We start from the raw sequence: 13022 nt of genomic DNA on the forward strand, positions 1-13022 counted from the left end.
AATGCAACACATAGCTATTGGAGACAGACACATTGGAGAAGGGCAGCAGGCCTATATCATCGCTGAACTTTCAGGAAATCATGGTGGCGATATTAGCAACGCCATCAAGCTTTTAAAAGCGGCGCACAGCGCAGGCGCCGACGCGATAAAAATTCAAGTTTATCGGCCGGATACAATAACGCTTAAGTCTTCAAAAGAGGACTTTCTTATTCCTAGTGCCAATGCGTGGGAAAAGTACAATTCGTTATACGAACTTTACGAGTACGCCCATACGCCGTGGGAATGGCTCCCCACGCTGTTTGAAGAAGCGCAAAAATTGGGTGTGGAATTATTCGGTTCAGTTTTCGATGAAAGTTCAGTCGATGAACTTGAGCAGTACCCCTGTAAGGTCTATAAAATTGCATCACCTGAAATCGTCGACCTTGCTCTTCTTGAAAAGGTTGCGAAAACGGGTAAGCCCGTCATTGTCTCGACTGGGCTGGCCAATTTAAGTGAGGTCGCTAACGCGGTAAGCCATTTAAGACTGCACGGTTGTGACGATATCGTTTTACTCAAGTGCACTACCGCTTACCCTACCCCTCCAGAGGAAGTGAATTTAAAAACTATACCTAATTTAAAGGACACCTTTAGCTGCCTTGCTGGACTTTCTGACCATACGGTAGGCATTGGGGTAAGCATTGCTGGCGTTGCGTTAGGGGCGTGTGTAATCGAAAAACACATCAAGCTCGACAATTCAGAAGAAACCGTAGACAGCTTCTTCTCGTTAACCATTTCTGAGTTTCAACAAATGGTCAATGAAATAAGAGCCGCAGAGAAAGCTATCGGAGCCGTTAACTACGATTTGACACCTGAAGCACTCAAAAACAAAAACGGTAAACGCTCTCTCTACGTCTCCGGCGACATGGAAAAAGGTGAGGTGTTTACAGAAAAAAACATCAAATCAGTGCGACCAGGCTTTGGCCTTGATCCTAAGTTCAAAAATCAAGTCTTAGGAAGGAGAGCAAAGACAAAGCTCACGGTAGGCGACCGCCTTAACTGGGATGTCATTGATTAAGGAAAGGTTATGTCACTAAGTCACATTACTCAGTTTATTGTTGAATACATAGAAGAGAACACGAGCGAGGCTGCGCCATCAATTGACGCTACTACTGAGTTCGCAACGAGCGGCATTTTAGATTCTTTCGCTATATTAAACCTCATTATCACGTTAGAAAGTGAGTTTGAAATCAAGTTTTCTATCGATGAGCTTTCAGATGAGTCAATTCGCACTGTCGGGCCATTAGCTAAGTTAGTCCATGCGAAACGGGGTGATAGCTAATGAGGGCGTTATATTCACATATACAGTCAATAAAAAATCTCCAACCAAATAAGGTAGCGCTTTATTTTGATGGACGAAGTTACACCTATCACAAGCTTTTTGAACTGACCTTAAAATGTGAATCATTACTCCTACAAGCTAACATTTCACACCCCGTCCGTATGGTGGTGATGTCAGAAAGTGCTCCCTGCCTTATCGCGTGGGCCCTTTGTCTTGCCAAGACCAACAGTACACTCATACCGGTCAACTGCCAGTTAACGCGCGAACAGTTGAAAACCGTGATAAACGCAGCCGACGCGAATGCTGTTTTTTGCGATGAAAAGTTCGTCAAAACTTGCCGAACGATAGATGCAAAAGTGCTGTTGACGAGCGACGAACTTGACGCCGAGCGCTCAACCACCACAGAAGCCTATGTCGACATGAGCGGCGCTGATATCGATGATTTTTTAATCACGTTTTCATCTGGATCTACGGGTGATCCGAAACCCATTATGGTGGATCAAGCCACAAAACTCGCACGCGCACAGCAGACGATACAACTGTACGGTTTAACGGCTGACGATGTCGTTTTGTGTGCATCGCCTTTTTTCCACTCATTAGGACAACGGCACGTTTTTGTTGCATTGGCGGCGGGTGCAACGCTCGTTTATATGCGACGTTTTACACCTGCAGACTGGCTCGCGGCCGTGCACAAATACCAAGTTAGTTTCGTGATTGCCGTGTCGTCTCACCTTCAAGCGCTTAAGGATGATTTGGTGTCTTATTCAGATAAACTTCAGTCTCTAAACACCATTGTTACGTCTTCAGCGCCCATTTCCAATGAGTTGAAAAGTGATTTGTTTAAGTATCTTGGCTGCAACTTCCATGAGATTTACGGTACAACGGAAGTGGCTATAGTATCGAACCTCTATCCTTCAGATGCTGATAAGAAAACTGCAACCGTGGGCACTATTTGTGAAGGTGTCGAGGTCAAAATTCTTCGCGATGATTTAAGCGATTGCGCTCAAGGAGAGATTGGCGAAATCATGGTCAAAACACCACTTTCATTCAATGGATACTATGGCAAAGACGATGTTTATTCACAAAATCTTGTAGACGGTTTCTTTCGAACTGGCGACGTTGGAAAAGTGGATGACGAAGGCTTTTTAAGTTACGTATCGAGGAAGAAAGATATTATCATTTCGGGCGGTATTAATATTTATCCAAAGGACATTGAAGACATATTGGCCACCTGTGATGCGATTGACGAAGTCAGCGTTATTGGTGTCCCAGATGACTTTTTAGGTGAAGTCGTCGTGGCGGTTTGTGTGGCAAGTAATTCCGCTGAACGTGCATTAAGAAAAATAGCCAATAGTCAGCTTGCACCATTTCAAAGGCCGTTGAAGTACTTCTTTGTTTCCTCTCTTCCTCTTGGGCCCACTGGAAAAATACAGAAAAACGTACTTAGAGAAGAATACGCGCCGCTGAATACAGATTGGACCCTCCCTCTAAGAGCGTTAATGTACGCAGAGAGCAAGAAATGAAACGATATATATTTGGTGCAGGGATCCAAGGAAAGGCCTTTTTAAGTGCTTTATCAAAAAGTGATGTCAACGTTGACGGGTTTGTAGATAATTTTTCAAGCGCTAGCACTTGCCTTGGACTTCCCATTGTAAAGCCTGAAGAGCTCAGCGATAAGCACTTCGAGATCCTTATTTCAGTAGGCCTTATAAGCCATGTGATTAAAAAAAGGATGATGAGCGAAGGGTTTACGCGATGCCTAGACTTCACGCAAAGTGTATTGGCCTATCCAGGCATTATTCATGAACTCAAAACAAAAAGTATGTGGTGGCATGATAATGTTGAAGAACGTTTAAATCTGAAACGGATAAGTAAATTTAAATCATTGTTGTCTGACACGAAAAGCATTGAGTTATTAGAACAGATAGTTCGCTTTCGCACCGCATTCAAACCCGAAGATTATGTGATACCTCAACTTGAAGAAACTCAGTATTTTCCATCTGATGTCGATGTCTTTAGTGCGCTAGACGACATCCGCTTTGTAGATGCAGGGGCCTTCACGGGCGATACACTCAAAGCTCTTTGGAACAAAAAAAAGAACAGGTGTGTTAGCGGCATTGCGTGTTTCGAACCGGATATTCACAATATAAAAAAACTGCAAGAGGCGGCTAAAAGACTCGACATCTCGCGCAATCTTTACATCTATCCTGCTGGATTGTGGTCAACGATGGCGTTGTTATCGTTCGATAGCTGCGTAGGCTCGTCTAGCGCAATAACAGAGTCGGGTGGAAATACAACCATACCGGTAGTGAGCCTTGATGATAGTGTTTACCACATGGCACCCAATTTCGTTAAGATGGACATTGAGGGCTCCGAGTGTAATGCGCTCAAAGGGGCTAAAAGGATAATCAAGGACTTCACGCCGGTACTGGCAATTAGTCTTTACCATAAACCCCAAGACCTTTGGGAAATTCCATTACTCATTAGGGAGTATTGCGATAACTATGATATGTACATCAGAGTATATGGTGATATGTTGCTTGAAACCGTGTTGTACTGTATTCCAAAAAAATGAGGACATAGGCGTTCAAAGAGGTTTGAAGACAGCGATGAACAGTTGCTAACAAACTAAGCGCTTCACTAACAAGAATTTATAGAAGAAAATTATGAGTCCGGATATTTTCAAACAAGCATGTGAACGAGCTTTCGACGACATGAAAGCACAGTCAGCATTATATCAACCCACAGAGTTTTGGGCCGAAGCGTCAGAAAAAATTTTTAAAAATTTAGACAGCGAGGGTATTGCTAACTTTCGCCGCGCTTCACTGCCGCTTTCCTTTTTCGTTCCTACCTATGGCCAGCCTGGCAATGGTTTGGGTCAAACCAGTGAAGCGTTAATACAGTTACTGACAAAACACATCCATCTATCTGAAAAACAAAAGCAAACGCTGAACGCTATGTTCATTGGTAGACAGCAAGCAGAGGCTGATTATCGCGTTTTAGTGGCCAGTGTTTTGTCTAAAGCCGACACAAGCCTGCTTAACTTTTCCGAAAGTGAAGTGGGAAATCCCATAGAGCACTTTGAATTTGATGGAAAAAAATTCAGCCGCTCAGCGCTTAACTACCTGCTTGGACTCGCCTTTTTAAATCAGTTTACTCCGCTTAAAAACCTGCGTACCGTTGTAGAAATTGGTGGTGGGTTTGGCACGCTTGGAGAAATCTTGGCTAAAACGAATAACAACGTGAAGTACATGAACTTCGATATCGCGCCAACGCTCAACGTCGCAGACTACTATTTATCGAACGTGTTTGGCCGAGACAAAGTCGGTGGCTACTTTCAACAGGAAACACCTGTGGATGTAGGTGAAACTACTCGCCCACTGAATGTCTTTGGCGCCTGGCAGATAGAGGCGCTCGACGACCCCGTCGACTTATTCGTCAACTTCATTTCATTTCAAGAAATGGAGCCTGAGGTTGTACAAAATTATCTAAATCATGTAGATAGAGTTAAAACAAAATGGGTATTGCTGCGCAATATACGCGAGGGTAAACAAACCATTAAAGAGCATGGGTTTGGCGTTAACGAACCCATTTACACCGAAGACTACAAAAAAATGTTGCCCAATTATGAATCCGTTTCAAGCAATGTCAGGCCCTTTGGATTAAAAACCTTAGATGGTTTTCATTCAGAGCTGCTTTTGTTTAAAAGGAAGTGCTAGGTAGCGCCGTCAAATTGCGGTTAGTAGTCGGCTTGCAACAAGGTATTGAGCGTGACAAGCCGGTCATCACTAGGCCATTTCACGCAGGTATTGCCTCGCTACGTATTGTGCCTTTAGATAGGCTGGAACGGTTCCAATATCGATGTAAGGAGCGTCAGTTTTCCAACCAAAGATCTTACTTCTCAGTCCGGCAATAACATCTTTGCTAAGATCCATAGATGTATTAGCAGGAAGCGTAGAGAAGTACTTATCGAATACATTTTCATTAAAAACAAACAGCGCACCGCTTGCAAGGTTTCCTGGTGGATTAGAAACCTTCTCGTGAAAATTCGTTATGACATTCTGTTCATCCAGTTCAACAATGCCGCATGACTGTGGTGAATCTGTTTCGAACAACAATGCGGTGATGTTTGTATCGTCGGGACGCTTGTGGTGTTGCTTTACCAATCCATGTAAATCGCTACAGCAGAAATTATCGGCATGGATCACGATGGTTTCATGCCCTTGCCAAAAATCTTTCTGTGCGATTAATGTTCCGGCCGTACCTAAGAGTTTAGGCTCGTTAACCAGAGTAATGTTGGTTTTATAATCACACTGGTTGACGAAGCGTTCGACTTGTTCAGCAAGGTAATGCGTATTAATCAATATTTCTTCGACCTCCAAGTTAATGAGCTTTTCTAACCAGAGCTCAAGCAATGGAATGCCGCAAATGGGGACCAGACATTTGGGTACATGCTCGGTGATGGGCTTAAGTCTTGACCCCATTCCCGCAGCCAATAGAATTGCCTTCATATTATTCGAATGACTCCCTTAGTAAGCGTAGTAACAAAGACTGTTGAAGTGGCTTATTTCCAATGGTCCCAACCTGGCAGGCAGATGCGATACTTGCGATGTAAAACGCCTCCCATGCTGAAGCCCCTGCAATCATCGCCAACGAACTGGCCGCTAAGAAGCAGTCACCTGCGCCAGCTGGGTCTGCTGCATTTTTGTTTATTGCAGGAATTCTGTCGTTTTGCCATTCATTTGGACCAATTCCAGGAATATGAATAAGGACTCCATCAGCAGCAAGAGTAATCACAAGATTTTGAGGATTAGATTTTTCGCAAAGCTTTTTGGCTAAAATAACCAAACCATCATCTGCGTTATTCAGTGCGACCCTTACTTCTTTTTCCGTTGGCGTCATCAAGAACGTGTCGCGGTAGCGTGAAATATCGCCAACTTGAGAAGATGTTTGGCTATCAGCAACATACCTTACTCCCTTTTCTTCACATGCCTTTGAAATTTGATTGACTAAGCTTTGAGGGAGAAGACCATAGTTGAAATCCGAAAAAACAAGTACGTTGATATCATCTAAAATGCCCATTATTCCCGCTAACAATGAAGCTTGTAACTCTTCCGATATTTTGTGATGCCGCACTTGATTGACTCTAAGCAGCGTTTTCGTGTCTGCTCTATAACGAGTTTTAAGCGGTGTTGGGCGACTAGAATCCTCAATTAAAAATGAAGAAATATCATAATCGTGGACTCTCGATTTGACGTATTCCGATTTAGTATCGGCGCCCAATACAGAAAAAAGGGTGACCCTATTAGCGCCGATGGATTTTATATGTCCAGCAGTTATAGCAGCACCACCTAAAAATGTGTCGGTTTGATTAGGCGTCATTACAATGGTCGGGTCTTCTTGTGATAGCCCCACTGCCTTACCCTGCACGTATTCATCTACGATCACTTCACCCACTACGGCGACATTTAATTTATCCATCTTCTTAAATGTTGTTAATAGGTCATGGAGTTTTATTTGGTGACGCTTTGCATACCGCTTTAACTCTGAAAAATCAAAGTTAGAGCCAATATTTTGAATGGGCTTGATGAAATGCTCAGAGCTGAAATCAAATTCACCAGAGCCAAAAATTAGCTTGCCACCATATGCACGCAATGCCTGGCGTTCTGGATTCTCTTTGTCTTCAAACTCTTTACCTTTAACAACCGCGAACGGTCGATGAAGAGAAATGAGATCAGCGGGCGACAAGTCAGTTAAAAAAGCTTCGTCAACATACTGTATAGAACGTACCATTTCCAATCGATGCTGCTCATCAATTTTACTTTCAACCGCCATTGCTTTGTCACTATTTACAGCAACGAGCAAATGGTCACCGCACTCTTTTGCGAACTTTAAAAGGCGAATATGGCCTGGGTGTAATAGATCAAAGTTTCCCGTCACGAGAATGTTCTTTGCCATTTAATTACCTATGAAAATTGTCATTAATAAATAGTCGTCCACGACATATTCAAATGTGCTAACGTTGAAGCCATACAAGTTTTTCAACTACACACTAAACCTTGATTACCTTACCTGACTTAATTTATTGTCTATTAACGCGTCCTGGTAGTGGGAGGAGGCTTTGGATTCGTAATGCATATGGCATTAATATTGCTACTCTAATCAATTATTATCAACTCAAATTTCTAACGTCACTTAATCAAAGAATTTCCTTATTGGATCTAAGGTACACATAGTATGTCAATTAAACTAGCTAGGGCGAAAAAATTAAAACCTGTTGAACAACTAGTTGCCAGTTATACAACACGGTTAACAGAAGTTTTAAATGATTTAGAGTCAGAAAAAATAGAGCGTTTTATCGATATTCTGTTAAGTATGAAAGAGCAGAGTGGAACACTTTATATCTGTGGCAATGGTGGCAGTGCTGCCAACGCCATCCACCTAGCCAACGATTTCACATTTGGTATTAGCCCAGCAGGCGATGCCATCAAGGTTGAGGCGCTTTCCGCAAACAGTTCAGTGTTAACTTGCTTGGGTAACGATATAGGCTACGAAAACATTTTTTCTCATCAGCTGAAAGTTAAAGCTCACCGAAATGATGTTCTTTTAATCCTATCTGGTAGTGGCAATTCCAAAAATATAATCAACGCGGTTAACCAAGCACAAATGCTGGGTATGACAACAGTCGGTATTCTTGGATATCAAGGTGGTTCAGCAAAATCTTTAGTTGATTTGAGTTTTCACTTTGAGATTGACGATATGCAAATTGCCGAAGACACTCAGGTCATCATAGGACACATCCTAATGAAAGGCTTAAAGGAATATTTGCTACGAGCAAAACGTACTAATGTAGCAGATTTGTGAGATAGCCCATGAGTTTACAAACCGAAGATTGTTATTTTGAGTCTTACAGTGATGCATTGAAGCAAGCCGAGAAATCTGTTTACCTAAACCGATCCAAAAGTAAGCTTCAACTATGTTACTACGATGGAAAAGCGCAAACTAGCTCTCTTCCAAATCTAATCAATCTTCCCTTAGAAAACTTTGAAGAAACTCTTTTAACGCTGCAAACTCGACAACCTACATTCATAGTTCATCAACAAGCTCAGTTTGTTAAAGACAAATTAAGCCTGTTACATCAAAGAATAGCCGCAAAAAGTGAGGCTCTTAAAAAGCTAATTCGATCTCAAGCCATCAACTTTCATAAGCCCCATCGGGTATATTTAAATGGGGAATACATGGGGCGAGTCGTTTTAAAGATAACAGAACTCCTAAAAGAAGCCTTCATAAAAGCTGGTTACAAAGTTAAGTTCGATATTAATGATAAATTCTCCGATATGAATGATTTAAGACGGCTTCAGTCAATAGCGGAGTTCCAACCGCATATAACGATAAACATTAATCGTATTCGAAATGACTTAATTAATGATTCCACATTCAATTTTATTTGGTTCATGGACCCGACGCTTTGCCTTTACGACAATTCAAAATTTGAGTATCGAGAAAGAGACCACTATTTCTATTTGATAGACAATTTCATATCACCACTTCTCGCGAAAGGCGTGACTCGCGACAGGATGACAAAACAAAAATTCGCAACCAATTCAGATTCGTTCTATCTCGAAAATAAGGAGCAAGAGCGGAAAAATAAAATGGTTTTTATTGGTAATGATTACTTTCACGTTGGTGACCCAACAAGTGAATACCGCCATCAAGCTGAGATGATAGATGAACTGTCTGCATTGTTTAATGAACAAAAATTAGACTTGGTCACCATCAATAACTTAGCTCGGAAGTATAAAGAAAAAGGGACGATAAGAAGTCAAGAGCATGTTGAAATGTTCATTTTCACAGCGATTGTCAGGTTAGAAGTTCTGAAGTGGGCAGTTAACAGTAATATCGAATTAGAAATATATGGTGAAGGGTGGGAAAACTACCAAGAATTTGTACCATTTTATAAGGGTATTTTAGAAACAGATGACGATGTCAGAAGGGCATACAATGCATCTAAATATTGCCTTCTTGCACACCCTCAATATTTCTATCAACAACGTTTGATGGAAGCATCCGCTTGCGGGGCTGTTCCGGTTGTTTATAAAGACGTGACTAATTTAGAACAATGCGATCACCTAGACAACATACTGACATTTACAAATCAAGCTGAGTTGAACAACATCCAAGATAAACAGCCCAGATTAGACGTTCAACAAATTGCTAGGGATAACTCTTATGAGCAACTCATTAGAAGTATCCAAGAGCACGTAAACGATGGTCTAAACAACAATATAAACAAACTAAAGGTTATGTGAATATGTCGGACAAATACTCAATCGACTCCCATAAACTTATTCTTCACCCCACCCGCGTTGCGAACTGGTATGAAGGAGAAGAAAAAAATGATTGGGAACAATTAAAAAAAGTGTACCCTCTGTATGTTGAAATTTCGCCATTTGGTGGCTGTAATCACCGGTGTACTTTCTGTGCGCTTGATTACATGGGCTATAAAAACATCAGCCTCGACTACGATTTACTAAAAAACAGCCTCACAAACATGGCTAAAAAAGGCGTAAAAAGCGTTATGTTTGCTGGCGAAGGTGAACCGTTATTATTCAAAAACCTAGATAAGATTTGTCAGCATGCGAGTGACGTTGGAATAGATACCGCATTAACCACTAACTTTGTTCCTCTAAAAAAACAGAACATTGAAACTTTGATGGAAAACTGCTCTTGGATAAAGGTCAGTTTTAATGCGGGTACAGCAGAAAGTTACAGTAAAATCCACCAAGCCAAAGAAAGAGACTTTCAGACCGTTATTGAAAATCTAGAGATAGCTGTCGCTCACCGGAAAGAAAAAAACTTAAGCTGTACGTTAGGCGCCCAGATGGTCCTACTCCCTGAAAATCAAAACGAAGCCACAACCCTAGCGAAAATTTGTAAAGACATCGGCTTAGACTACCTTGTAATAAAACCTTATTCTCAACACTTATCAAGCCACACAAACGAAACAACCGACTATAAATTTATTGACTACACCAAAATGTATGATTTAGAGAAAGAGTTAGAATCATATAACGACGATAATTTTAATGTCGTATTCCGAGTGAATACCATGCAAAAGTTTATGACTAACAAACAGTCATATAAAAAATGTCACGCTACACCTTTCTTTTGGGCTTATGTGGCAACGGACGGCAAGGTGTTTGGCTGTAGTGCCTATCTAGGTAAAGAAGAATTTTGTTACGGCAGTTTGTACGACAACAGTTTCGAAGAAATTTGGGAAGGCGAAAAACGCAAAGAATCCTATCAATTTATAAAAGAAAAATTGGATATTAAAAACTGCCGAATTAATTGTCGTATGGACGAAGTCAATCGTTATCTAGACCGACTAGCCAATCCCCAACCTCACGACAACTTTATTTAGAGAATTAATTATGAAAGCAGTAGTAACAGGCGGGGCTGGCTTTATCGGCTCACATATGGTTGATTTACTTGTTGAAAAAGGCTTAAAAGTTGTCGTAATTGATAATTTAGCCAACGGTCGATTAGATAACATAGCGCATCACAAAGAGAAAATAGAATTCATTCGCGCTGATATTTCAGATAAATCGTTTGATATGTCTTCCCTCTTTACCGATGTCCACTATGTATTTCATTTCGCTGCGCTGGCCGACATCGTCCCTTCAATCAAACAACCAAACAAATATCATCAAGCCAATGTTGAAGGTACATTAAGAGTTTTAGAAGCCAGTCAACATGCAAAAAACTTAAAAAAGTTTATCTATGCAGCTTCAAGTTCGTGTTATGGCATTCCAGATACTTACCCGACGCCAGAGAGCAGCAAAATTCAGCCAGAATACCCATACGCATTAACTAAAACAGTGGGTGAACAATACGTCATGCATTGGGGCCAAGTTTATGACTTACCCGTTTTATCAACACGTTTCTTTAATGTATTTGGTCCCCGCCATCGCACATCAGGTGCTTATGGTGCTGTTTTTGGCGTATTTCTAGCTCAATTACTTAACAAGCAGCCTTTGACTGTCGTTGGCGATGGAGAGCAAACTCGCGACTTCACCTTTGTAACCGATATCGTTGATGCTTGTTACACCGCAAGCCAAAGTAAATACAAGAATGAAATATTTAATTTAGGTAGTGACGGCACATACAGTATCAATTATTTAACAAAGCTCCTTGGCGGTGATGTCAAGTATATCCCTAGACGGCCAGGTGAACCGGATTGTACTTTCGCAGATATAACCAAAGTCAAGCAAAAGCTCGACTGGTCTCCCAAAGTGAGTTTTGAAGATGGCGTAAAAATCATGCTAGAAAACATAGAGCAATGGCGCGGAGCTCCGGTTTGGAATGAAAATAGCATAAAAGAAGCTACTAAAGAGTGGTTTGAGTATTTAAGTTAGGATTATGATGAATTCAAACGTCATTCGCGATAAGACCATCGCATTCTCATGCAATACGCGCGCAGGACATTTAGCTCCTGCACTCTCCACTGTCGAATTATTGACGGTGTTGTTTAACGATTTTTTAGCTTTCACCCCTAACGATCCAAAAGATGAAACCCGGGATCGTTTTATTTTGAGCAAAGGTCATGGCGCTTATGCTTACTATGTGATCTTAAACGAGCTCGGCTTTTTACCGGACTGGGAGCTAGATAAGTTCAATACCGACGATTCAACTATCAAAGGTTGTTTAACCGAAAACCCAGACTATATGATAGAAGCATCTACTGGCTCTCTGGGTCATGGGTTACCTCTCGCTGTCGGCATGGCATTGTCTATGAAGTTACAAAATAGGTCGAACAAGATTGTTTGCATGGTGGGTGATGGGGAAATGCAAGAAGGTAGTAATTATGAGGCCATGTTACTAGCTCACCGCTTCAAGCTAGACAACCTATTAATCATCGTTGACGCCAATAACTTGCAAGCGATGGGAAAAGTAGAAGAAATAACAGTAAGTAACGATAAGCTTGCACATATCATGCGCTCGTTTACCGATGGCGTTTTTGCTGATATCAATGGACATTCAGAACCAGAGATTACTCACGCCTACCAGCAATTTTTCAATCAAGAGAATAAAAATTTTTCTGTAGTTTTTGCAAGAACAGTTAAGGGCAAGGGCATCGAAATGTTAGAAGCTTCAGTCAAACACCATTACCGCTGCCCTACTGAAGATGGCTATGTTTATACAGGAGAATCAAAATGAGCCAAGTTGCATCAAAGAAAGATGTGATGAAAGCCATCTATCCTTATTTCCAAAAGAATGAGAAGTCAGTACTACTAGCGGGCGATATGGGCTTTGCAGTTTTAGATGACTATTTTAACAATCACTCACATCGAGCATTTAACACTGGTATTAATGAACAGGCGACCATGAGCATGGCTGCTGGTATGGCGATTACAGGTATGTCGCCCATCATTTATTCGCAAATCCCTTTTATCACCATGCGAGCTTTTGAACAATTTCGTTATGACATTAATGAACATAATTTAAACGTAAAAATAGTTGGGGTCGGTGCAGATAATTACTTTGCCCCATTAGGTCGAAGCCATTGTATGGACGATGATGACGTTTCGCTTATCTCAATCTTAAAAAACGTAAAAATATATTCACCTACAGCGGAATCGCTGATTGACGATGTCGCAGATATGATGGCACTAGACGGTCCAGCTTACATGCGCTCTTTATAGGT

At 41.3% G+C, this 13022-nt stretch carries 13 protein-coding genes; 11 read left to right on the forward strand and 2 right to left on the reverse strand.

The features are described from left to right. Nucleotide 1 precedes the first annotated feature (1 nt). The 5 genes from pseI (at nucleotide 2) to BM528_RS10015 (ending at nucleotide 5037) form a co-directional block, all read left to right on the forward strand. Complete coding sequence (gene pseI / locus BM528_RS09995) at nucleotides 2–1054, forward strand: pseudaminic acid synthase (protein ID WP_071979671.1); 1053 nt, start codon at nucleotides 2–4, stop codon at nucleotides 1052–1054. A 9-nt stretch (nucleotides 1055–1063) separates the two neighbouring features. Then, the gene (locus BM528_RS10000) at nucleotides 1064–1318 is read left to right on the forward strand and encodes an acyl carrier protein (protein WP_071979672.1); all 255 of its coding nucleotides are present in this window, start codon (nucleotides 1064–1066) and stop codon (nucleotides 1316–1318) included. Then, complete coding sequence (locus tag BM528_RS10005) at nucleotides 1318–2841, forward strand: class I adenylate-forming enzyme family protein (protein ID WP_071979673.1); 1524 nt, start codon at nucleotides 1318–1320, stop codon at nucleotides 2839–2841. The genes BM528_RS10000 and BM528_RS10005 overlap by 1 nt, the downstream gene beginning before the upstream one ends. Beyond that, on the forward strand, nucleotides 2838–3893 hold the full coding sequence (locus tag BM528_RS10010; RefSeq protein WP_071979674.1) for an FkbM family methyltransferase: 1056 nt from the start codon (nucleotides 2838–2840) through the stop codon (nucleotides 3891–3893). Before BM528_RS10005 ends, BM528_RS10010 begins: the two co-directional genes overlap by 4 nt. Before the next feature lie 91 nt (nucleotides 3894–3984). After that, nucleotides 3985–5037, forward strand: a complete 1053-nt coding sequence (locus tag BM528_RS10015) for a putative sugar O-methyltransferase (RefSeq protein ID WP_071979675.1) — start codon at nucleotides 3985–3987, stop codon at nucleotides 5035–5037. 69 nt (nucleotides 5038–5106) lie between these two features. Here the strand turns inward: BM528_RS10015 and BM528_RS10020 are convergent, their stop codons facing one another. Next, complete coding sequence (locus tag BM528_RS10020) at nucleotides 5107–5829, reverse strand: nucleotidyltransferase family protein (RefSeq protein ID WP_071979676.1); 723 nt, start codon at nucleotides 5827–5829, stop codon at nucleotides 5107–5109. A gap of 1 nt (nucleotide 5830) precedes the next feature. After that, complete coding sequence (locus BM528_RS10025) at nucleotides 5831–7276, reverse strand: PfkB family carbohydrate kinase (protein ID WP_071979677.1); 1446 nt, start codon at nucleotides 7274–7276, stop codon at nucleotides 5831–5833. A gap of 279 nt (nucleotides 7277–7555) precedes the next feature. On the opposite strand from BM528_RS10025, the gene BM528_RS10030 reads away from it, so the two are divergent. The 6 genes from BM528_RS10030 to BM528_RS10055 are packed head-to-tail and all read left to right on the forward strand — an operon-like array spanning nucleotide 7556 to nucleotide 13020. After that, on the forward strand, nucleotides 7556–8182 hold the full coding sequence (locus BM528_RS10030) for an SIS domain-containing protein (protein WP_071979678.1): 627 nt from the start codon (nucleotides 7556–7558) through the stop codon (nucleotides 8180–8182). A gap of 8 nt (nucleotides 8183–8190) precedes the next feature. Further along, nucleotides 8191–9627: a glycosyltransferase family protein gene (locus BM528_RS10035; protein ID WP_071979679.1), complete on the forward strand. Its 1437-nt coding sequence runs from the start codon at nucleotides 8191–8193 to the stop codon at nucleotides 9625–9627. 2 nt (nucleotides 9628–9629) lie between these two features. Then, nucleotides 9630–10739, forward strand: a complete 1110-nt coding sequence (locus BM528_RS10040) for a radical SAM protein (protein WP_071979680.1) — start codon at nucleotides 9630–9632, stop codon at nucleotides 10737–10739. Nucleotides 10740–10749: 10 nt separating this feature from the next. Then, nucleotides 10750–11733: an SDR family oxidoreductase gene (locus BM528_RS10045; RefSeq protein WP_071979681.1), complete on the forward strand. Its 984-nt coding sequence runs from the start codon at nucleotides 10750–10752 to the stop codon at nucleotides 11731–11733. A gap of 4 nt (nucleotides 11734–11737) precedes the next feature. Continuing rightward, entirely contained in the window at nucleotides 11738–12535 is a 798-nt protein-coding gene (locus BM528_RS10050; protein ID WP_071979682.1) for a transketolase, read from the forward strand. Continuing rightward, nucleotides 12532–13020: a hypothetical protein gene (locus BM528_RS10055; protein WP_071979683.1), complete on the forward strand. Its 489-nt coding sequence runs from the start codon at nucleotides 12532–12534 to the stop codon at nucleotides 13018–13020. Before BM528_RS10050 ends, BM528_RS10055 begins: the two co-directional genes overlap by 4 nt. The last annotated feature ends 2 nt before the right edge of the window (nucleotides 13021–13022 follow it).

This window comes from Alteromonas sp. RW2A1 (genome assembly GCF_001886475.1).
GTDB classification, from domain to species: Bacteria; Pseudomonadota; Gammaproteobacteria; order Enterobacterales; family Alteromonadaceae; genus Alteromonas; species Alteromonas hispanica.

Bases quoted from the DNA above. Each gene is read 5' to 3' on its own strand.
- pseI (WP_071979671.1), top strand. From the start codon at position 2: ATGCAACACATAGCTATTGGAGACAGACACATTGGAGAAGGGCAGCAG.
- BM528_RS10000 (WP_071979672.1), top strand. From the start codon at position 1,064: ATGTCACTAAGTCACATTACTCAGTTTATTGTTGAATACATAGAAGAG.
- BM528_RS10005 (WP_071979673.1), top strand. From the start codon at position 1,318: ATGAGGGCGTTATATTCACATATACAGTCAATAAAAAATCTCCAACCA.
- BM528_RS10010 (WP_071979674.1), top strand. From the start codon at position 2,838: ATGAAACGATATATATTTGGTGCAGGGATCCAAGGAAAGGCCTTTTTA.
- BM528_RS10015 (WP_071979675.1), top strand. From the start codon at position 3,985: ATGAGTCCGGATATTTTCAAACAAGCATGTGAACGAGCTTTCGACGAC.
- BM528_RS10020 (WP_071979676.1), bottom strand. From the start codon at position 5,829: ATGAAGGCAATTCTATTGGCTGCGGGAATGGGGTCAAGACTTAAGCCC.
- BM528_RS10025 (WP_071979677.1), bottom strand. From the start codon at position 7,276: ATGGCAAAGAACATTCTCGTGACGGGAAACTTTGATCTATTACACCCA.
- BM528_RS10030 (WP_071979678.1), top strand. From the start codon at position 7,556: ATGTCAATTAAACTAGCTAGGGCGAAAAAATTAAAACCTGTTGAACAA.
- BM528_RS10035 (WP_071979679.1), top strand. From the start codon at position 8,191: ATGAGTTTACAAACCGAAGATTGTTATTTTGAGTCTTACAGTGATGCA.
- BM528_RS10040 (WP_071979680.1), top strand. From the start codon at position 9,630: ATGTCGGACAAATACTCAATCGACTCCCATAAACTTATTCTTCACCCC.
- BM528_RS10045 (WP_071979681.1), top strand. From the start codon at position 10,750: ATGAAAGCAGTAGTAACAGGCGGGGCTGGCTTTATCGGCTCACATATG.
- BM528_RS10050 (WP_071979682.1), top strand. From the start codon at position 11,738: ATGATGAATTCAAACGTCATTCGCGATAAGACCATCGCATTCTCATGC.
- BM528_RS10055 (WP_071979683.1), top strand. From the start codon at position 12,532: ATGAGCCAAGTTGCATCAAAGAAAGATGTGATGAAAGCCATCTATCCT.